Annotated in this window: 17 protein-coding genes; 10 read left to right on the forward strand and 7 right to left on the reverse strand. The window is 40.5% G+C overall.

Going from position 1 to position 22,726, the window contains the following annotated elements; translation table 11 throughout:
• Positions 1-107 precede the first annotated feature (107 nt).
• On the reverse strand, positions 108-2,441 hold the full coding sequence (locus ACH30E_RS14275; RefSeq protein WP_490825265.1) for a S9 family peptidase: 2,334 nt from the start codon (positions 2,439-2,441) through the stop codon (positions 108-110).
• Positions 2,442-2,778: 337 nt separating this feature from the next.
• Here ACH30E_RS14275 and ACH30E_RS14280 point away from each other — a divergent pair, with 337 nt between their 5' ends.
• From ACH30E_RS14280 to ACH30E_RS14315, 8 genes are all read left to right on the forward strand, one after another.
• Positions 2,779-3,141, forward strand: coding sequence for a VOC family protein (locus ACH30E_RS14280; protein WP_490825263.1), 363 nt, complete (start codon positions 2,779-2,781; stop codon positions 3,139-3,141).
• A 257-nt stretch (positions 3,142-3,398) separates the two neighbouring features.
• Entirely contained in the window at positions 3,399-3,839 is a 441-nt protein-coding gene (locus tag ACH30E_RS14285; protein WP_490825261.1) for a VOC family protein, read from the forward strand.
• 68 nt (positions 3,840-3,907) lie between these two features.
• On the forward strand, positions 3,908-4,492 hold the full coding sequence (locus ACH30E_RS14290; RefSeq protein ID WP_490825260.1) for a VOC family protein: 585 nt from the start codon (positions 3,908-3,910) through the stop codon (positions 4,490-4,492).
• A gap of 158 nt (positions 4,493-4,650) precedes the next feature.
• Positions 4,651-4,938 carry a hypothetical protein gene (locus tag ACH30E_RS14295; protein ID WP_490825258.1) on the forward strand — a complete coding sequence of 96 codons (288 nt, stop codon included), beginning with the start codon at positions 4,651-4,653 and terminating at the stop codon, positions 4,936-4,938.
• A gap of 80 nt (positions 4,939-5,018) precedes the next feature.
• The gene (locus tag ACH30E_RS14300; RefSeq protein ID WP_294990014.1) at positions 5,019-5,216 is read left to right on the forward strand and encodes a YqaE/Pmp3 family membrane protein; all 198 of its coding nucleotides are present in this window, start codon (positions 5,019-5,021) and stop codon (positions 5,214-5,216) included.
• A 189-nt stretch (positions 5,217-5,405) separates the two neighbouring features.
• On the forward strand, positions 5,406-6,758 hold the full coding sequence (locus ACH30E_RS14305; RefSeq protein ID WP_490825257.1) for an MFS transporter: 1,353 nt from the start codon (positions 5,406-5,408) through the stop codon (positions 6,756-6,758).
• A gap of 62 nt (positions 6,759-6,820) precedes the next feature.
• Complete coding sequence (locus ACH30E_RS14310) at positions 6,821-7,837, forward strand: carbohydrate kinase family protein (protein ID WP_490825256.1); 1,017 nt, start codon at positions 6,821-6,823, stop codon at positions 7,835-7,837.
• Between the two features lie 90 nt (positions 7,838-7,927).
• Positions 7,928-9,880, forward strand: coding sequence for an amylosucrase (locus ACH30E_RS14315; protein ID WP_490825254.1), 1,953 nt, complete (start codon positions 7,928-7,930; stop codon positions 9,878-9,880).
• Between the two features lie 54 nt (positions 9,881-9,934).
• Here the strand turns inward: ACH30E_RS14315 and ACH30E_RS14320 are convergent, their stop codons facing one another.
• The 6 genes from ACH30E_RS14320 to ACH30E_RS14345 all read right to left on the reverse strand — a co-directional run bounded on the left by ACH30E_RS14320 (position 9,935) and on the right by ACH30E_RS14345 (position 17,787).
• On the reverse strand, positions 9,935-11,479 hold the full coding sequence (locus tag ACH30E_RS14320) for a phosphatase PAP2 family protein (protein ID WP_490825253.1): 1,545 nt from the start codon (positions 11,477-11,479) through the stop codon (positions 9,935-9,937).
• A gap of 3 nt (positions 11,480-11,482) precedes the next feature.
• Positions 11,483-12,448 carry a hypothetical protein gene (locus ACH30E_RS14325; protein ID WP_490825252.1) on the reverse strand — a complete coding sequence of 322 codons (966 nt, stop codon included), beginning with the start codon at positions 12,446-12,448 and terminating at the stop codon, positions 11,483-11,485.
• A gap of 96 nt (positions 12,449-12,544) precedes the next feature.
• Positions 12,545-13,624, reverse strand: a complete 1,080-nt coding sequence (locus ACH30E_RS14330) for a PorV/PorQ family protein (RefSeq protein ID WP_490825251.1) — start codon at positions 13,622-13,624, stop codon at positions 12,545-12,547.
• A gap of 168 nt (positions 13,625-13,792) precedes the next feature.
• Entirely contained in the window at positions 13,793-15,118 is a 1,326-nt protein-coding gene (locus tag ACH30E_RS14335; RefSeq protein WP_490825249.1) for a vanadium-dependent haloperoxidase, read from the reverse strand.
• Between the two features lie 60 nt (positions 15,119-15,178).
• Positions 15,179-15,655 carry a hypothetical protein gene (locus ACH30E_RS14340; RefSeq protein ID WP_490825247.1) on the reverse strand — a complete coding sequence of 159 codons (477 nt, stop codon included), beginning with the start codon at positions 15,653-15,655 and terminating at the stop codon, positions 15,179-15,181.
• A 98-nt stretch (positions 15,656-15,753) separates the two neighbouring features.
• On the reverse strand, positions 15,754-17,787 hold the full coding sequence (locus ACH30E_RS14345; RefSeq protein WP_490825245.1) for a kojibiose hydrolase: 2,034 nt from the start codon (positions 17,785-17,787) through the stop codon (positions 15,754-15,756).
• 53 nt (positions 17,788-17,840) lie between these two features.
• Between ACH30E_RS14345 and ACH30E_RS14350 the strand changes: the two genes are divergently transcribed.
• A complete protein-coding gene (locus tag ACH30E_RS14350) occupies positions 17,841-21,392 on the forward strand; it encodes a VCBS repeat-containing protein (RefSeq protein ID WP_490825244.1) in 3,552 nt (1,183 codons plus the stop codon).
• A gap of 4 nt (positions 21,393-21,396) precedes the next feature.
• Positions 21,397-22,719 carry a vanadium-dependent haloperoxidase gene (locus ACH30E_RS14355; RefSeq protein WP_490825243.1) on the forward strand — a complete coding sequence of 441 codons (1,323 nt, stop codon included), beginning with the start codon at positions 21,397-21,399 and terminating at the stop codon, positions 22,717-22,719.
• The last annotated feature ends 7 nt before the right edge of the window (positions 22,720-22,726 follow it).

Raw genomic sequence — 22,726 nt, forward strand, 5'->3', positions numbered from 1 at the left:
GCCGCATAGCCCACGTGCTTTTACCAGCGGTAATAGCGGGAGATGCAGCGAACAAAAAAAGCCAATACTACTTTCGTAATATTGGCTTTTTTATCATCCAAAGCTTATTAGCGTGGCGCTGTAGGCGCTCTCATTTGGTAATCAAGCGGCGGCTCAACCCCTAAAAGGTGTTGCACAAAATAATCCCAGCGTCGACGCATCATATATGGACCGTATTGGCCATAACCATGGGCACTGTTGGGAAATAAAATTAGGTCAAAACTCTTGTTGGCTTTTTGCAATGCTTCTACCACCAGTAAGGTATTATACGGAGGTACATTATTATCCATCATACCATGCGCCAGCATTAATTTTCCTTTCAGGTTCTTGGCGATGGTCTGGTTGGCCTGCGCTTCATAATTTGAATTTTCTACCAAACCATTGTAACGCTCACCCCAGTCGTCTTCATAATTCCTGTTATCGTGGTTACCAGATTCGGAAATGCCTACTTTGAAAAAATCAGGGAAACGGAACATGGCTGCAGCAGTTGCAAAACCACCACCTGAATGTCCCCATATGCCTACACGATTTGTATCTATCGGATATCGCTGCGACAACTGTCTGATGGTTGTGATCTGATCAGGTAATGTATTCTCACCCATATTACCATAATTCATATCATGGTAACTTTTAGAACGGTTAGGGTTACTGGTACCTTCTACCATTACCACAATAAATCCTAATTCAGCCAGGGCCTGGTGATCACCACGCGATGCAGTAAAGCCCCAACTACCAACACTTCCACCCTGCGGACCAGGATAGATATAATCAATCACCGGATATTTTTTATTGGGGTCCATTTTGGTTGGTGTAAATGCCAATCCATAAATATCCGTTTTACCATCATGCGCTTTAACCGTAAAAGGTATTGGTGGTTTCCAGCCTGTAGCCACTAATCTCGACACATCAGCTTTTTCCAGTGTAGTGATCAGTTTACCATTCAGGTCGCACAACTGTGTAACCGGTGGTACATCAGGCTTTGAATAAGTATCAATGATATAGTTTCCTGATGGAGAAAAACTTGCCTGGTGCGTACCTTCTCCCGGTGTAAGCAGGGTTAGGTTCTTACCATCAAATCCGATTTTGTATAATTCAGAAAAATAAGGATTAGACTGGTGGCCAGTTGCCGTAAAATATAATAAACGGTTTTGCTCATCTACTTTAATCAGTCTGCTTACTACCCAATTGCCTTTGGTGATCTGGTTTTTCAACTTACCGGTTGTCGCATCATACAGATACATATGCCCCCAGTCGTCGCGCTCAGAATACCAGAGAATTTCATTTGACTTCGCGAGATAGCGCCAGTTGATGGCACCTCTTCCTGATTCGAATTGTGTGGCCACTGTTTCTTCAAATACTTCCCTAACAGCACCTGTAGCCGCATCCGCAATACGTAGTTTAGATTGTTTGTGATCGCGAGAGGTAGAAAGAAAAGCGAGTTGGCTTGCATCTTCGTTCCAATCTACATCACCCAAAGATCCTCCGCTGGTGATATCATCGCTTAGTGATGACCTATGCGGGTCTGGGGCCACTTGCAGCTTGATTACTTTAGCAGCATCAATATCAATGATTACCCGATGTAACATGGCTATTTCTTTATCACCAGGTAAAGGGTATTTCCAGGCACGTAAGGTTGGTTTGCCGACATTGGTAGTTACCAGATACATATCACTCACATTACGCTGATCCTGTTTAAATGTGGCGATCTTCTTTGAATCGGGCGACCAGCGCACAATTGCTCTTTCACTCGACTTCCATCCAGCATTATCAGTTGCATAACCGAAATCTTTTTCGCCATCTGTAGTTAGCTGTGTTTGCTTATTGGTAGCCACATCGCGCATCCATAAATTCCAGTCTTTGATAAATACTGCCTTTTTACCATCTGGCGACATCACTTCATTACCCCCACCAAAGCCACGGTTTCCACCACCTCTGCCCTGATTTTCAGCAGGGGCGGCATTAGCTGGTGCTGAATCATCTGCAGCAATTGTTCCAGCCTGCAGGTTATATTTCCATCTTTTTCCAGCTACGGCAAAAGATATCGATTTGCCATCATCCGAAAAATTGATGGTTTGGAAAGGAAGTTTAGCAGCATCATATTTGGTACCACTGGCAGTTGATAGTGCCTCTGCCAGCTTCTGGTGATCGAAAGCAGCAGCACGGGTTTTCTTTGCCGGGTCTACCAACATAAATGTGTTTTGCTTTGCAGTAACAGAGAGGTACCAGAAACGATCGTTGGGTAGCCAGTTCGGACGCACTGTTCCTGCATCAATAAAAGGCTCCGTGTTATAACTCATGAACTTTTCAGCACGCTCATAATCTTTAGCAGTAAGCGCAGTGTTTTGCGCATGCACAGCCATGGTAAAAATTATGGCTGCGATAGTATATACATACTTTCTCATGTGATAAAAATGTGGTTGAGGAATTGAAAATAAAAATACCAATATAAACTAAAATAGCGGTAGCAAGCTCCATGGTCGGTGAAAAGCCTTTCTGATGGTTTGAAGATTGTCGAAACGGGATGATCATAGTGTATAAATAGCACACGGATTATCATGATTATCAAGATTTATCATGATAATCCAGCGTGACATCCTCCCCTTAATATAATCATTGAAAATATTCGGCAATGTGTAAATCCATTACTGTATTTTATTGAATATAGACGGTTCAGTCCGGCGCGATTTGCGTAATTTACATACAAGCCTAAGTGCAACAAGTAAATCAAAAGAAACTCCCATGCATTTCACAAAATTAGTACCGAGTGTATTTTACACTAACCTTTCAGACGGACTTGCACTTTTTGTTGACTGCCTTCAGTTTACAATTGTGCACAAGGAACTGCATACCGGAGCACCTTATTGTGTATTAAGAAAAGGAGACATTGGACTGATGCTTTTTCAGGATGAACAATTGGCTAAAGAACATAACCCCGAACTTAGGCTTGTAACAGATAATATTGAAGAAGTTTATGCGCACATTGCTTCAACAAACCCACATCTGCTACATCCCAATCTTAATAAAGTTACCCTCAGGCCCTGGGGCGCTAAAGAATTTGCCATTGCAGATAATCAGTTAGGTATTCGTTTTCAGGAATGGTAAGTATGTAGCTAAAGAGATAGAGCAAAACACGTCGCTCGTTATAACCTACAGCTTTGGCATAATAAACCTCTTTTTTGTCGTGATACTACCTCCCATAAGGTTTTCGAAGCATTAAGTTTGGATATTGAAAATCAATGATAACTATTACCCTTACAACCTGATTACTGAAATGGGTTTAGAATGCATTGAAAAACAGGGTCAGATCATAGAAATATCGCCAAACAAAAAGTATATTAGAAAACCTAAAATAACCAATTATGGCTTGCATTAACCCTTACCTCCATTTTAATGGAAATGCGGAAGAAGCATTTACCTTTTACAAATCAGTATTTGGTGGTGAATTTGTTACACTCATACGTTTTAAAGACATGCATTTTGAAGGTGCCCCTAACAATGAAAAAGAAGCCGACAAAATTATGCACGTGTCCCTGCCCATCGGCAAACACAATGTACTAATGGGTAGCGACACCCCAGAACAATTGGGAAAACACAACGAAAGAGAAACGCGAAGTAAGATTTCGATTGGTACTGAAAGTAAAGAAGAAGCTGATAAACTATTCACCGGTCTCTCGCAGGGTGGAGAAGTAGAAATGCCCATAGCAGATAGTCCATGGGGCTCCTATTTCGGTATGTTCAGGGATAAATTTGGCATAGAATGGATGGTTGATTTTGACCCAAGACATAAAGGACAAGCATAAATCTAGTTAAGCGGCTCATACGGTAAACGATATGGGCCGTTCATTTTTAATCTGCTAAAAAACAGAAAATGTATAAACTAATTATTCTTACTGCAATAGTAATCGGTTTTGGCAGTAGCTGTAAAAACTCGAAACAGCCAGACCAGGTTTATAAAAGCATGCATGATACCTCGACTGTAAGCCGGAATCCTATTACACAAAAAATTTCCCCCTATCTCTGGGTAGAGAAAGATGCCAAAGGGGTAGCAGATTATTACCTGTCCATTTTTAAAGATGGTAAGCTGAAAGACTTTCGTCGCTTCGATAGTACCGAAAGTGGAAATGCTGCTGGCATAGAAACCGCTGTGATTGAAATAGCAGGTATGGAATTTACCATATTGGCGGCAGGACCCCTTTTTAAATTTAATGAGTCCGTTTCTTTTGTAATTAATACAAAAGACCAGGCCGAAACAGATTATTACTGGGACGCACTTACCAAAAACGGTGGCGAGGAAGGCTCATGCGGATGGTGCAAAGACAAATATGGGTTATCATGGCAGGTAGTGCCCACCGAATATTTCGATCTTATACACAGTGATGATCCTTCGGTAAGAGAAAAAGCCATGAAGAATACACTCAAACAGAAAAAACTAATATTGTCTGAACTGAAATAAAAACTTGTTCTCCTCTGGATAAAGGAAGTACTTGTAAAAATAAAGCCTGAATGTATATTTTCTGACACCTACCGATCATAAAAAATTATCAATAGTGGTTCGAATTATGGAGACATTTGCCTATACCTAGTATTACATACCCGATAAAATATATATCGATGCGTTTCCTCTTTGTACTACTCATTAATTTATTGTTTGCCTGTGAAAACAAAACTAATAATATTACAAAAAGGCAGGCAGCCATTCAAGAGGAAATGAAACTGGTGAAACAACAATATTTTAAACAGGCAGATAGTTTAGATAAAATAAAGAAAGTCGATACCAGTTCAGCAAAACAACTGGAAATAGCCAATGCTTTGGTAGCGGCTGGTAATAAAAAAAATGCAACACTTATTCAGCTTCAGAAAGAATATGATTCTTTAACGGCGGTGTTACAAAAACAATAAGAGCGGGTGAAGCAGGCAGAGCATACCATCAATGTATTCAACAACTAATTTGCTTAATTTTAGCAGAATAACGCTATCCAATGACATTGATCGCTATACTTATTCCGTCCTTGTCTTTTCTGTTAAGAGGAAAGATATTAACGGCAATCATCTGCTTGATTTTGCAGATCACATTAATCGGCTGGATTCCCGCAGCCATCTGGGCAGTTATTTCCCTGCAAAATGCAAGGGCAGATAAACGCACCGACCGAATGATTAAAGCGATGCGAAAAAATTAGCGATTGCATCTATTCTTTTTTCTTTCATTGTTTCAAATTTTCCTGCGCTCTCCTCAGTAAATATTCCACTTTCACGCTTTCAGCGTTATTTTTTCTCCCTGCAAACGTTTTCGAAAAAAATATCTCCTCTTCCCTGCTACAACGCTGCATGAAAGCTATTATCTTACAAGACACACCTAATTGCTTGTCATGTCATTTACCAAACCCAAACTGAGTTTCTGGCAGATCATCAACATGAATGTTGGTTTCTTTGGCATTCAATACAGTTTTGGATTACAACAAACTGCTGTTAACCCACTGTATAGTTTTTTAGATGCCCGGCCGGAAGATCTTCCCTTATTAAATCTTGCAGGTCCGATGACAGGCTTATTGATTCAACCCATTATCGGAGCACTGAGCGATAAAACCTGGCACCCTCGCTGGGGACGTCGTAAACCCTATTTTCTGATTGGGGCTATTTTTTGTAGTCTCTGTTTATTTGCCTTTCCTTTCAGTCGCGCACTATGGATGGCTGTAGGTTTATTATGGATACTTGATGCAGCAAATAATACTGCTATGGAACCTTATCGTGCTTTTATCGCAGATAAATTACCTGCGAGTCAACGTGCTATGGGTTTTCTGACACAAAGCTTTTTTACTGGACTAGGCATTACACTCGCCAATCTGTCACTATTCTTTTTCCAAAAAGTAATAACTGGTCAGTCAACCACTTCCACGGGAGAACCGGGTATTCCTTATTGGGTATATGGATCCTTTTTTGTCGGTGCTGTTTGTTCTATTGCATCTGTTGCCTGGTCGGTTATTAAAACACCTGAGATACCTCCTACTGAAGCAGAGCTGGCAGCATTACGTGCAGAACACAAAGGTTTCCTCACGCCTTTTAAGGAAATATTTTCATCTATCGTTCACATGCCAAAAACTTTGTGGCAACTGGGGCTGGTTTACCTGTTTCAATGGTATGCCATGTTCTGTTACTGGCAGTTTATATCGCACAGCATCGCTCAATCTGTATGGCATACCACTGCTGAAACCAATCAGCATTTATATGAAGAAGCAGTAGGGTGGACCGGACTGGTAAACGGTTTTTATAACATCATTACTTTTCTTTCCGCTTTTGGACTCGTATGGATGGCGAAAAAATTTGGTGCTAAACAAGTGCATATTATCTGTCTCATCCTTGCATCTATATCATTGTTTATACTTCCTCATATAGAAAACAAATACTACCTCTTTGCTCCTATGATTGGATTTGGTATTGCATGGGCAAGTATGATGGGGGTACCATACATTATGGTAGTTGGTAGTATCCCGAAAGAAAAATACGGAGTGTATATGGGAATCATTAATATGATGATTGTGGTGCCTATGATCATACAAACCCTTTCCTTTGGTTATATCTATAAAACCTTCCTCAACAGCAATCCTGCTAATGCCATCACATTTGCAGGTGGACTTTTACTGGTTGCTGCCTTTGCAACCATGCGAATGAATGTTGCAAAATCAGAAGAGGAAGTGGAAATGCCAGCGGGGGGAGGGCATTGAAATTTGAAAATTTGGGAATTTGAAAATTTGAAAATGAGGGTTAGTAAGAAAGAGTGATTTTAATGAGTAAACTCATCACTGACTACTTACTATTAACCATTGACCATTCACAATTCACGACTACAATGAAAATACTTTGCATTGGGGAAGCGCTCATAGATATGATTTGTACCGATAAGGGTAGCAGCTTATCGAAGGGGCAGCATTTCCTTAAGAAAACAGGTGGAGCACCTACTAATGTCGCGGCTGCCATAGCTGCTTTAGGTGCTGAAGTAGAGCTCGCCGCTAAAGTGGGTAACGACCCATTTGGCAAACAATTAATTGAAGTGATGCAGGAATTTGGTGTATCTACACGTTGGATGCTGCAAGACCAACAAGCTTTTACCACTTTCGCTTTTGTATCTCTGATGGAAGATGGCGAACGCGATTTTGTGTTTAATCGTGGTGCGGATGGACAACTTTCACGTGATGAAACCGATGCTATTCCGCTTGATGATATTAGTATTATTCACTTTGGATCTGCAACCGGCTTTCTTCCTGGACCCCTTCAGGCAGCCTATCAAAGCATGTTGCAGAAAGCCTTATTACAGAATCATATTTTCATCAGCTTTGATCCGAATTATCGTCACCTCCTTTTTCCTAACGATACACAAACATTCATCGATCAGTCGTGGAATTTTCTTCAGTCTTGCCATTTTTTTAAACTGAGTGACGAAGAAGCCATGCTTATTACAGGTGCTCATGCCATAGCAGATGCAGCTTCAATATTATTGGAGAAAACAAACGCCGTATTCACCATCACCTTAGGCAAAGAAGGAACCCTGTTGGGCTATAAAGGGAATACGTTTAATGTTCCAAGTATTGCTGTTAAACCTGTAGATACTACTGGTGCAGGTGATGCATTTGTAGGAGCCGTATTATTTCAATTACATAAAAAAACATTAGAACAGATCCTTCAACTATCTGCTGATGAATGGAAACATATCATTCTCAATGCCAACAAAGCCGGTGCCCGAACTTGCGAATACCTTGGGGCCATGGAAGCGTTTAAGCATTTGAGTAGCAGCATTTTTGAATAAGCTATTTGCCACTAGCTGCTAGCCGCTAGTAATTTTATCATAATAATTAAACCACTGCTAGTAGCTAGTAGCTAGCAGCAAGAAGCTCAGATGTACCACTTCCCTCTCCATAAAAAAATTACCCAGATCTGCGAAGAGCTGGGGCTTTCAATGACGGGTGATGACCTGCATTTTTATACCAGGTTATCAGCCAATGCCTTTGCTGTGGATAGCTTATACCAGTCGATTTATAAAAGTCACCCTGCTGGTGAAACGATGTTTAACAAATTACTGGAAACACTGGTTAAAGCACACCAACAACGCAGCAAAGCTTTGCGCGAACGGGATGTAGAGAAAGCTAATAAAGGCAACTGGTTTCTTAGTAACGAGATCAATGGCATGAGTTTATATGTTGATCGATTCTGCGGAACACTAAAAGAATTACCATCACGCTTACCATATCTTGAAACACTTGGTATTAATTTTCTTCATCTGATGCCGATTTTTGAGAGTCCGGCAGGTGAAAGTGACGGCGGTTATGCAGTATCTGATTTCAGAAAAGTAGATGAGCGTTTTGGTACGCTTGAAGATTTAAAACTGGTGCAAAAAAACATGCAGGATAAAAGCATGTATCTGATGTTAGATATTGTACTCAATCATACTTCACACCACCACCATTGGGCGAAGCTGGCTAAAAAAGGAGATCCTGTTTACCAGGATTACTTTTACATGTACTACGACCGCACCATTCCTGACCAGCTCGAAACCACGATGCCGGAAATATTTCCTGAGTCGGCCCCCGGTAGTTTTACCTGGAACAAGGAGGCAGGTAAATGGGTGATGACAGTGTTTCATAACTACCAGTGGGATCTTAATTACACTAATCCTGCGGTATTAGTTGATATGCTTGATACCATATTTTTCTATGCAAACCTGGGTGTTGACATTTTACGCATTGATGCTCCTGCCTTTATCTGGAAACAAATAGGTACTACCTGTCAGAATTTACCTGAAGCACATACACTGTTGCGACTGATACGTCAATCGGTTGATATTGCTACACCGGGTATGGCTTTATTGGGTGAAGCTATTGTTGCACCAAACGAGATCATGAAGTATTTTGGTACTGGTATTTATACCGCCCGTGAATGTGATGTAGCTTATAATGCCACACAAATGGCGTTGCAATGGGATGCACTTGCAACAGGTGATACACGCGTAATGCTTGCTGCCCAACATGAATTACTACAAAAGCCTTTTGGTTGTACCTGGATCAGTTATACCCGTTGTCATGATGACATTGGACTTGGATACGACGATAGCATGATTGCTGCTGCCGGTTTTAATGCTTATGAACACCGTAAGTTCCTGAAAGATTATTATTCAGGTACACATCCTGGCAGTACTGCATCTGGTGCATTGTTTTCGGTAAATCCAAAGACACAGGACGCACGTATCAGTGGTTCACTTGCCTCTTTATGTGGACTTGAAAAAGCTATCGCAGCGAATAATCAATCGGCAATTGATACGGCTATCAAAAAAATACTTCTTATGCAGGCACAAAGTATTTTTATAGGTGGTATACCGATGTTGTTCTATGGCGATGAAGCTGCCTATACCAACGATTACAGTTATCTGAATGATGAAGGAAAAAGTTATGATAACCGTTGGATGCATCGGCCGGTTATTGATTGGACCAAAAATGAAAAAACAAAAGTACCGGGCACAGTAGAACATCGTATTTTCAGCGGCACACAACGCTTATTAAAACTTCGTAAACAAGTACCTGCCGTAAGTGATTATAAAAATATCCGTTGGATGACGCCACACAATATTCATGTGGCTGGTTTTATTCGAACAATCGAAGAAGCGTATTTGTATTGTCTTTTCAATTTTAGCAATAAACCTGCTTATCTAACCTGGTATGCCTTTAAGGAACAGGGCTATGGTATCAATAATCTCTACGATCATTGGAACGAAAAGCGTATCAGCCTTGGCCCGGATCACGAATACCTGATCATTGAGCCTTATAGTTTCTGCCTGATGGAAGGGGTTAGCTATTAATTAGGTATTAGCTATTAGTGTAAAACTTAACAGCTAATACCTAATAGCTAACACCTAATCAGCCCCATCAGTTTGTGCCCGAAGTACTGCGTAGGCTGCTACCTTCTTGCCTGTTTCCAAACCTTTATCACAATCACTTCTATAATGTATGCCCCCATACATACGTGACACAGAAGCTTCTAATGCCATTTCATCATAAGCTTTTGCCCTTGAAGGAACAATATAGCTCAGGATAGTGGCTGCTGCAGCACTAAAAGTAGAGTGACCTGAAATATAGGAAGGGAAATTGGGTAAGCCGGTAATGGTTTTAATGGCAGGATTTAACTGGGATGGACGTGGATTGAAATAAAAGAACTTTGTATCCCAGCATACGATCGCAGCATCCATCAGTGACATATTCAGCAGTGCCATATTTCTTGCCCAACGAACTTCACTAAATTTTTGTTTGATAAAATCAGCATCAGCTATTGCGCCCCAGTGACCCGGAGGTGTTGGTGTAGCTATACCATCGGCCCAGACATGCGTAATACGGATACGCTCTGGATTGGTATTGTTTACAAAATCAAATATCTCTGCCGTTTCTTTTTTCATTTGTTCACTGGAAGTAGAAGGTGGAGGTGCAGGACGCAGTGTTGGTGTTACCGTTTCATCGAAAAGGAAGGGTCTTACTTTTCCAAACAGCGGCAACATAGGTGGACGCTTAGGTGTTTCAAGACTGATCCATGGTATTTCACCACGGGCTATGGTTTGAGTTTCAAATAAGGCCCAATCAGTTGGAGTACCTGCTGATGCTCCTGCCCTGTCGGCTCTGCCACGCGCAATGAATTTTTGCGCTACCAATCTACCTAATGCTTCGCCTGCTTCAATATCGCTTCTGGTAGCAGTACCTGCCATCAGTTTCGACAGCATCTGTTCTTCAGCTTTTTTCTGTATAAAAGCTATCTCTCCGGGGAAAAAAAGTTTCATCATCTCTGACGTTACACCTGCCAGCACCGCATCTTCTGATGGATAACTTGGCAGATCTGATTGTGGTAATTTTGGTTTGATATTGGCATCTGTTTTATAAGGTGCGGCCCTGTTATACAATTTCTTGTAATGCCAGGCCGCCACCAATGCATCGTACTGAGCTGCACTGATATAAGCGTAGGCCCTTGCAGCATAAGGCGGATTGGCAAAAGGAAACAAAGGATAAGCAAATGGGTTATTGGCACTTGGAAACGGATAAGTACCATCAGGATTCTGGTAAGGTGGCAGGTTATATTTTGATACAAGCTGACGCATCAGTTCGTTCCATCTGAGTACACCGCCAGCCCCCCAATATTTAATTGTGGCTTCCTGCTCTGCTGTAAGATCACGCTGGTATCCCTTTACTTCATTTAACTCTGCGATATAACCAACAGAACTAACGGCTGCTGGTGCTGCCACGGGAAACTCCGTTGGACCGGTTAATAAAATAGGTTTCCAGATACCTGCATCAATATCTGTTTTTGTTGGCGCCAACATTGGTGCATCATCAGTTGTATTGGGAACATTTTTGGAGCATGACATCTGCACCAATATAGTTGTTGCCAATAAACATATAGTAAGTGTTTTTTTCATGGCTTATTTTTTATCGGTGGCTGATGTTTTTTCTTTTTTCTTCTTAGGTGAGAAATCAATAATGTAAAAGGCACCGCCTGCTATTGTTGATGCCTGTCCCATATTTCTTCCACTTAAAGTGATATTACCATTAGCTATCAGCGACAAGCCTTCTACAGCTTTCAGGTTATATTTGAGGTTAATACCCAGCATGCTTGCATTCATTCTATTGCTTATAAAGGGCATGTTATTTCGCGTAATATCAAAACCTCCGAGCGTGGTCCATTTGTTCCATACAGCTTCAGCTATCATTCTGCCGGTTCGGTATCCTGCTCGCACATTGATAGATGATGCATCCGGCATAGCCACTTCATTAGTATTGTGTAGTTCTGTTGTGTAATACGAATCCCTGTCGAGTGTTATTTTATTGCGTATCACATAAGTTGCAGAAGCAGTAGCAAACCAGCTTCCATACTGGTAATCGACCATACCACGCAAGGATATGGTTTTACTTCTTAAGCCAATTGACATCGGCAAAAAGTCAGGAGTATAATCCGATACCGGTAAGGAAACGCCACCAATGGTATAAAATGAAAGAGTACTTTTCCCAAACTCCTTTTCATATGGCATCCATTTTACCCAGAGTGATAAGTCCTGCAATCCGCTCATCCCTCTGAGTGTACCTGCTGTTGCTTTTGTCTTTATATAGGGTAAACCAAACAATATATTCAATTTATCAGATATTCCGTAATTACCCATATAGGCAATCATACTAGTTGATACCGTACCAAGGTTCAGGTTATTTCTTTTGAGTGTTCCTTCCCAGTATTGATCCCAGCTACTATAGTTATACATGATACCAGAGCAGTAATTATTTTTTGCCATCATAATACCATCTATATCCGTTTGTGAAAGTGATGTCGTGTATGATGAAAAGATTATTACCAGCAGACCAGCCATACGGCATAAGCCCGATTTTATCTTTTGCATAGTCGGTTAGTTTTGTCGATAATAAATACGATGGTTAAGCGCTTCTAGGTACTAGCGCTTAACAGTTAAAAGAGAGTGGTGCTGAAAAAATAAATACTAGAATCTTAAACTCATTCCAATATTCACCGCTAAGTCAGCAAAAGCAGCGTCTCCTTGTGCATAAACACCAGTGATATTGGTTCTTTGCTTGTCTGCATAGCTTTGTGTGCGGCTTCTAACTATTGCCACAGGCACATAAGCATAGAGGTTCATTTTTTTCAGGGAATAAGTAACGCCCGGCTCAATAGAATTTACATATCCCGGTCTGCGGAAACCATAGCTACCTCCGATTAAATCAGAAGCAGGTACACATTCGTTTCTATAACCGGCAGAAAATGTAAACTTGTTAAAAGTAAAGTTTGCACCAAAACGAATCATATACTGATCTGGCACACTCATTACATCACTACCATAGAGTAGTGCTGTAGTAGATGGATTGCCCCCTCTTGCAGTTGACACACCATTGTGTTCGCGAGGATTAAGGAGGTAATAAAAAGTACCATACAAACTAACATTCCTTGTAACGACTTGCTGTGCATTTAATTCTAAAGTAAACCCGGTACCCCCATCACCTAATTGAATAGATTGGTCAACAGGACCTAAAACTTTAGATCCGGAATTGGTATAAAAATGGTCTTGTACTTTATAATCGCCGGTTGGTAATTTAATACCCAAACCAGCCTGCAGGCTGAATTTCTTAGCTTTCGCAGGGTTGGTTAGCCAGTAATAAGCGGTAACACGGGCATCGCCTAAACCAAATGAACTGGTCATGTGACGCGAAGCCCCACCGTGCTCATACAGAGAAGTACGTGTATTTGAAATAACAGGAATACCAAATGAAATAGACCATCTGTTGTTCAGGAAACGGGTAAAACTAAGGTCAGTAGAAAAACTATGGTTAATTACCTGTGTATTGTTTGCAATACGTTGCTTTTGTTCTACGGTTCCAACAAAATGACGGAAAGAATTAAAGTAACGTGTGTTAACATTAAAGCTCCATTTTGATTGCAGTGTATCTTGAAATAAATGATCGATGGTGCACATACCACCTACACTACGTATGGCTACGCAACCTTGCGCATTCGATTGGGATTGAATAAATAAGAAAGTAGTTAGTATTAATATAATTTTTTTCATGTTAGTATTAGTTAGGTTTCTTACAGTTAGGTGTTGATTGTTAAATTTTCAATAAGGCATGCCTTATCTTACGTTCAATTATTCAATTGATTGTTTTGATCAACACTGGTTCCTATGTTGACTGCATTATCTGCATTTGTGTAAGTCGGCGACCAGCAACGGCGTTGCTTATTTTTTCATTTTCAAACGGTCTACAACCATTTGTCCAACGCGCTGACCATAATCGGTGCTGATGATACATGAATTGTGGTAGTGAATGCCACCATAAAATCTTGCCCAGTTATTCTCTTCCGCAGCAGCCCTGAATGAACTAAAGCTTCTGTTCGGAATACCAAATTCAAGTTCTGTGGAATCGGTATAAGAGAAATTATCGCCAAATACACTGGTAAGTGCTTCGGCAGCGGCAGAGGAAATAGTGGAATGTCCGCAGGTATACTCAGGAAAAGCAGGCGTTTGCAAATAAGGTCTCCAGTTAGCATCAATGTACTCATTGATCACGGTTTCTGGTCTTACGGTATTGTATTTATATTTTACATACCACGACTGTATAAACGCATCAAATAAAGCTATTGATGTTTTGGCAACTGCATAAACATGTGTTGCAAAGTCGGCATTTGCTTTTTGTGCCGCTATGCCTGCAATGCTCATCCAGTGGCCGGGAGGAGAGAACTTTTTGCTGCCAAACATTACATGACCTGTTACATTCATTTTGAAGGGATTATCATCCCAGAATTCGGCCATGTGTTTTTGTTCAGGTGTTAAACTGTCGATGGCATTTTTTATTGCCATTACTTCCTGATAATACTTGCTCTTTTTATCTGTAATGTTGAAAGCTGGTGGAGGTGGTGGATCAAATATACTTGCGCTATCAATCACCATGGGTCTTATTTCGGCCCAGTGTGGTTCTGCTGCTGATGCATACATAGGTGGTGTTGGTACCCAACGCCCGGGTATTTTTTTCACCGCATACTTTTCTGCACCTCTTGTTTCCAGGTAATTATCTTTTTTACTCCAGCGGATAATTTGTACACCGATACTATCGGCCAGCATTCGCGATGCTGTTTCTACCTGCTCGCTCAATCCTTTTTCTCGTGCTATTTGCAGAATACTGTCTTCATATAGTTTCATACTGCCTTCCGGAAATGTAACAGATTCGCCTACTTTCATATAAGCCATTAAAGTGGCCAATTCTACATCCATTTCAGCAGTAATAGCAGGCGTTGCAATCTTGGGTAACCCAATCAATTGCCCCCCCAATGAATGGTATTTGTCAGGATATGCTGCTGCTACTATTTCATACGCAGCAATGGCGGCATAGGCATAATTGCGTGATGCAACCATTGGAGGAAAATTATTCCCCATTACAACCGTATTTAATTCATGTACGGTTTGACTAAACAAAACAGGATTATGCAAAAAAGTTTTATAGTCAGTCGATTGCTTACATGCTTGTATACAGGTAATCAATACGAGCCCCAACAGGAGTTTTCTCATAAAAAAGCTTAATGAAATTCAATAATTCAGATAAAAAGAAAATTGCTTAATGAACCAGCATTAAGCCTGTGGTGGGCGCTCTAAGCGGTTGGTATAATCAGACAGATAAGCCGATTCCTGCTTCACAATATGAACTTGTTGCGAGGCAACATCCCTAAACTGCCAGGAAAAAGAATGATCCCCGGTAAAGTCTGACATTGAGAATTTAAGAACCGTATGCTGATTAGAAGACTTCTGTGTATTGTTCCCTGCATTATAATCACCCGCTAACCGGAAAAAATCGTCCCGTGCATTACGGATACCGATTTTCTGGATATTGGGTACGCACAATAATTCAAGTGAATCTTTATAAAAACGTCTCTTTACAAAATGATAAGTTACCCCGTTAATATCTACCTCACCGGTCGCATTTTCATACTGTAATGAGTTAGATCCATAAGGTGTGCTGGCGGGAACTTTAATATGAAGCAACATGGCCTCATCATAGATATCATCATTCAGACTGGCCTGAAAAGCCTTATCAGAAGCCGACTCCATATATCCTAATAAGAGTCTATAGCCACCAAGGCTAAACAGTAGTAAACAGAGGGATACTATCGTGGCAAGTCGTTTCAAGCAATTAAAAATAAATAATTTTATTGAACAATAAAGGTTTTTTTATCGGGCCCAATACCTGTTAATGTTAGTTTTTTCCAATGTTTAGGGAGCACCGATTTTATCTGTGTAATTCCTTTAGAACCAATATCTATTCCGCCAAAACCCATCATTACACTTTGTAAAATACCGCCTGCGCCAGTGGCAAAATAGGGATTGGTGCCCCCTTTGGTTTCAGCTATCACCCTGAATGGCGGATTCAGGTTGGGCTCATAAGACTCTTTGAAAAACTTCAGGGCTTTATCTGCATTACCCAGCCTGGCATACAGGAGCGTAAAAATTGCATGAGTCATAGCCGGTGTTCCCTCATTGGGTACACGTGTTTCATAATACTCGAGGTCTTTCAGCACTTCTTTAGGATCTCTTACTTCTTTTAACGGATAGGCCAACAGGTTAACATCTCCCTGCTTAATGCCCTCTCCCTTATAGGTGGCGTGTTCCCTTGTTACACCGTTTTCCATTTTAAGGATGGGAATATTTTGTGCCACATGCAACCAATCGGCATCTGCTTTGGCACCTACCAAAACAGCAGCTTCCGTTGCATAATTTAATACAGCTTTTGCTGCGGCATTTGTCCATGCATTATTGTCTACATTCTCAGCCCACTCATCTGCTGCCACTACATTTTTAATATCATATTTACCGGGACCATTTCTCTCTACCCTGCTTGCCCAGAAATCAGCTGTTTCTTTTAATATGGGCCAACCTCTTTCTTTTAACCATTCTTTGTCTTGCGTAACACAATAGTAATTCCACGCCGCAATACCTACGCAGGCAGTTATATGATGTTCAAAAGGACCACTCAATGCCCATACCGGTGTTTCTTCTACACCTGTTGCAGCACTCTCCCATGGAAACATGGCTCCTTTATAACCATGACTAAACGCATTTCTTTTTGCAGCAGCAAGTCTGTTGAAACGATATTCTACCATACTTTTTGCCATACCCGGTTGCAATACCAGCAATGCAGGATACATCCATAATTCTGTGTCCCAGAATACATGACCATTATAACCCAATCCGCTTAATCCCATTGGAGATGGACTATTATCAGTACCTTCTCTTACGAAAGAATAGAGATGATACATCATGCTGTGCACATCTTGTTGCGCCTGTGCATCACCTTCAATCTGTATATCACTTTTCCATAATTCATTCCATGCTTTGGTATGAAATGACAATAATCGATCCCTGCCTTCCAGTTTTGCAAAAATGGTCATACGTTCTGCTTCATTCAAGGCATCATCGTGGTGAGCACTGGTTATAGAAGATCCTGCAATAGAAAACCGATAAGTAGTTCCCGCTTTCAGGTTCTTATTGAATTTCATGAGGTGCATGTTATTATCCCACATTTCATGAATGACCCTTGGTTCTGATCCATGATGTTCTGAAAACAGGAATGTATTGGATGCACACATCAATAATTTTCCTGTTGGACTTTTCGCTGAAGATGTAAGCAGGCTAATGGTTACATGCGGGCGATCGATTTCATTATAATAATTTTGCACATCTTTTAATGCATCCGGCGCTTCCATTACACTGGCTGCATTAACGAGAATATCTTTTTTAGCTGTAACTGATACATCCATCAATACGGTAAAAGGAAGATGACGTAAAGAATAGTAAGTATATGTTATAGTTGCTTTATCGCCATAATCAAAGGAACAGGTAAAAGACGCCTGCTTCATATCCAGCTCCTGTTTCATATTCTTCACATCTGCTGAACCGATATTACGTCCGTCAATTCCCAATTGCATATTCAACAGGTTAAAGCTTCGCAGAAAATTACTTACCCTGCCACGGCCATACTGGTCATATGCTCCAGCCAACACTACTTCTTTTACTTTGAAGGGTTCTGGTGAAGAAACAATTCCAATCATTCCATTAGCTACTGTTACACCGTAGTAGTTCGCAGTACTTACTGATGGTACAGAAAGTTTCCAGGGGTCCTGGGCATTTGCTGCAGTAAAAACAAACAAAAAAAATAGGACATAAATAAGCGGCAATCGTTTCATAATGCGTATTTTAGAAGTACTTGAGCTAGCTCAAATTTAATCTAAAACCCTGTATGAAGCACATAATGCTTGCCGCAATCGTTTGCATGATGGTATTGTCATGCAAGCAATCGAATACCCTTTTCCGGGAAATTGACCCAGAAAAATCGGGACTCAAATTCAACAATCTTATTACTGAAACGCCTGAACTAAATGTATTGAACTACGAATACATTTATAATGGCGGAGGTGTTGGTATTGGAGATTTTAACAACGATAGTTTACCGGACATTTATTTTACCGCGAACAGATCATCGAATAAACTTTTCCTCAACAAAGGCAAACTGGTATTCGAAGATATCACCGATCAGGCAGGTGTTGGAGGAAATGGCAAATGGTGCAAAGGTGTTAGTGTGATTGATATTAACAATGACGGATGGAAAGATATTTACGTATGCGCTGCTGTACTAACAGATAGCACCCAAAGAAAAAACCTACTCTATGTGAACCAGGGCATAGATAAAAAAACAGGCATCCCCATCTTCAAAGAATCAGCGGCAGCTTATGGATTAGATGATGCTTCAAACACACATATGGCTGCGTTTTTCGATTACGATAATGATGGCGACCTTGATGTGTACCTATTAGTAAACGATCTTGATGGCACTTACCCAAATGAATTCCGACCAATAAGAAAAAATGGCACTTGGCCGAATACAGACAAGCTACTTGAAAATAATTTTGACTCATCACTACAACATCCTGTTTACAAAGATGTATCTGCAAAAGCAGGAATACTTATTGAAGGTCATGGACTTGGTGTAAGCATCGCAGATATTAATAATGATGGTTGGAAAGATATCTACGTCAGTAACGATTACTTGTCAAATAATATACTGTACATCAATAATAAGAACGGCACATTTTCAGATCAGTGTGCTGCCTATTTTAAACATACCAGTAGAAATGCAATGGGCAATGATATAGCAGACATAAACAATGATGGTCTTGCAGATATTATTGAAACAGATATGATGCCGGCAGATAACTACAGACAAAAAATGATGCATAACGATATCAGCTACCAGACTTTTCAAAACAGCGATCGCTTTGGTTACATTTATCAATACCCTCGTAATACGCTTCAATTAAACCAGGGAATGCTTCCGTCGGGATATGACAGTATCCAGCGACCAGCATTTAGTGATATTGCCTATTTCAGTGGAGTAGCTAACACCGACTGGAGTTGGGCCCCTTTATTGTTCGATGCGAATAATGATGGCTGGAGAGATCTTTTTGTAAGCAATGGATTGCCAAAAGACATGTCGGATAAAGATTTTATGTCGTACAGGGATAACGCAGTTGCTAACGCCCCTTTTGAAGAAGTTCTTAAGCAATTACCAATAGTTAAAATCAGTAACTATATTTTTCAAAACAATGGCGATTTACATTTTATTGACAGAACGAAAGAATGGGGCGTTAATTTTCCGACTTTTTCTGCTGGGATGGCCTATACTGATTTAGATAATGATGGCGATCTCGATATTGTGATCAACAATACCAATATGCCTGCTACCTTACTTGAGAATAAAGAGCAGGACCAAAAAGAAAAATCAAATTATGTAAGGATAGGGCTACAAGGAACGACGCAGAATATCGCAGGTTTTGGCACCAAGGTACATGTATATACACCACGTGGGCACCAATCGATTGAACATTCACCTTACAGGGGTTACTTATCAACGGTTGATCAAACCATTCATTTTGGATTAGGCAAAACTGACAAGATCGATTCAATTAAAGTAGTATGGCCGGATGGCAGACAGGAAATAAAGAAAAACCTTTCAACCAATACTACTTTATTTTTTAATGCTGCGAATGCATATCGAGACACTATTACATCAGTTACTGAAAACCACGGTTCAGCATGGTTGGATATTACCGCGGCTGCTGGTATCAACTATGGATTTTCAGAAGTTGATTTTATAGACTTTGATATTCAACGTTTACTACCACATAAACTCACCCAATATGGACCTTCGCTGGCTGTAGGTGATGTTAATGGTGATGGGCTCGACGATATCGTCTGCGGTGGTGGATCTCCTTTCCATGCCAGTATTTTCATGCAATCTTCTGCGGGAAAATTCACACGAAAGAAATTACCTGGTTCTGATGTACCGCAATACCAGGATGATGCAGGCATCATACTATTAGATGCCGATAGTGATAATGACCTGGATATATTTATCGTTTCCGGTGGTGCAGAAAACCAACCTCAGACTAAAGCCTATATGGATCATTTTTATGAAAATGACGGGAAAGGAAATTTTACAGAAATAACAACATCATTTACCAATAACCGGGCAACAAAAAGTTGTGTAGTAGGAGCAGATTACGACCAGGATGGGGATATAGATCTATTCATTGGTGGAAGGGTTATACCAGGAAGATATCCATTACCAACCAGTAGTTTTATTTATCGCAATGATTCCAAAAAAGGACAAATAAGCTTTACCGACGTAACCAGCAAGTTTGCACCTGATCTCCAAAACATTGGCATGATCACCTCGGCCGTCTGGTCTGATGCAGACAATGACGGAAAAATTGATTTACTGCTTACCAGCGACTGGGGAAATATTCTCTTGCTTAAGAATACAGGTTCTTCACTGCGTAAAACAACTACAGCACTTGATGCATACAAAGGTTGGTGGAACAGTATTGTTGCTGCTGATTTAGACAATGACGGTGATATGGATTATGTAGCTGGGAATTACGGTAGTAATGGATTCTTAAAAGCTTCAGACCAATACCCATTGAAAGTTTATGGAAAAGATTTCGACAACAATACCAGTTTCGATGCCATATTCAGTCATTGGCTTCCCGCACAAACCGGAGGTGAACTAAAAGAATTTCCAGTTGCCGGAAGAGATATGTTGCTAAGGGAAATGAATGTGATGAAAGAACGTTTCCCAAATTACAGTAGCTATGCTAAAGCAGATATGAGCCAGCTATTTCCTGCAGCCGTAATAAAAGACGCTTATCAGGCAAGTGCCAACTATTTGCAACATGCATGGATTGAAAACAAAGGCAACCTGAATTTTGAAATACACAGTTTGCCTGCCGAAGCCCAGCTTGCACCTGTATACGGCATCGTAGCAACAGATATGAATGGTGATGGATGGATCGATCTTGCTTTAACCGGCAATGAATTTGCCATGGCACCTTTTCTTGGAAAACATGATGCATTGAATGGACTTGTACTTATGAATAATGGCAAGAAAGGGTTCAATAGTTTATCCATCGCCAAATCAGGATTCTATACACCGGCAAACGGAAGATCTCTTGTCAGCTTATTGGTTAATGATAAAATGGCCATCGCTGCCGGACAGAATCGCGACTTATTAAAGCTTTTCCGTGCTGAAAATTTTATAGGCAGCTATACCAAATTAGCAGCAAATGAAAGTTACGCTATTGTTCACCTGAGAGATGGGCAGAAAAGAAAAGAAGAATATACTTATGGACAAGGCTTTCTGTCTCAGTCGGCTCGTTTCCTTTCCATTAACAACACAATTACATCTGTAGATATTTATTCAGGGAATAAAATCAGCAGAACTATTAAACCCTAAACCTATGAAACGTTTTATCAGTAGAAGAATATGCTCATTGAGCATGTTTTGCTGCTTATTATATAGCTGCAAATCAGGCAACAATGAAACTATTTATTCAGGCGCCCCTTTACAATACGATTGTGAGCAACAACTCACCGATGCAATAGTTTATGATATTGTAAATCCTCCGGTTGCTAGTCGCATGTACGCCTACAGTAATATTGCGTATTATGAAGCACTTTGTCCGTCAGACAAAGCCTATAAAAGTATGCTGCCCTCTCTAAAAGGATTCAGACAACCAATATTAAAGGACACTAATGCATTGTATGATTTTCGGCTTTCTGCGGTGATTGCATTTATGAAAGTAGCTGAGGCATTGGTATTTTCTAAAGACAGTATCCAAAAAAGCAGGGAACAATTACTGGTTAATTTTGAAAATATAGCTGATGCAATAAAAACAAGATCTATTGCCTGGGGTGAAGAAGTGGCGGGTGTAATATTGGAGCGTGCAGGAAATGATGGATATAAGCTAACCCGTGGAATGCCCAAGTTTAGTGTATTGAAAGAAACAGGCATATGGCAACAAACACCACCTGATTATGAAGAAGCAGTTGAACCAAACTGGCAATATATTAAACCCCTTCTGATGGATTCTGCTTCGCAGTTTAAACCAGTAAGACCTCCAGCTTTTAGTCTCGATCCATCAAGTCAGTATTATAAAGAATTGCTTGAAGTATATAATATGAGTAAAACCTTAACCGATGAACAAAAACTAATTGCTAAATATTGGGATGATAACCCTTTCGTGTCTGAACATAAAGGCCACTTAATGTATGGCAACAAAAAAACTACCCCTGTTGGTCACTGGATGGGTATTATTGGTATTCTGGGCAAGCAATCCAACAAGCCGGAATTGGTTATAGCACAAGCTTATGCGCTTGCGTCAGCAGCCGTTTTTGATGCCTTTATTTCTACCTGGGAAGAAAAATACTCCAGCAAAACAGTAAGACCTGTTACCGTTATCAGGGAACATATAGCTTCTGAATGGAACACTTTATTGCAAACCCCACCTTTTCCGGAATATACCAGTGGACATAGTGTAATATCTGCTGCCGCTGCCACTGTTTTGTCGGCAATATTTGGGAAGAGTACTGCTTTTCATGATACTACGGAACTTAAATACCTTGGACTTGAAAGAAGTTTCTCATCACTGGAAGCAGCATCTTATGAAGTAAGTATGAGTCGTATGTATGGCGGCATACATTATCGTTCTGCAGTAATAAATGGACAAAAACAAGGACAACAAATCGGAAACTATTTTAACCAGGTTTTTTTAAGCAAATAACCCTATG

The sequence above is a fragment of the Sediminibacterium sp. FW305-C-61 genome (assembly GCF_058231065.1).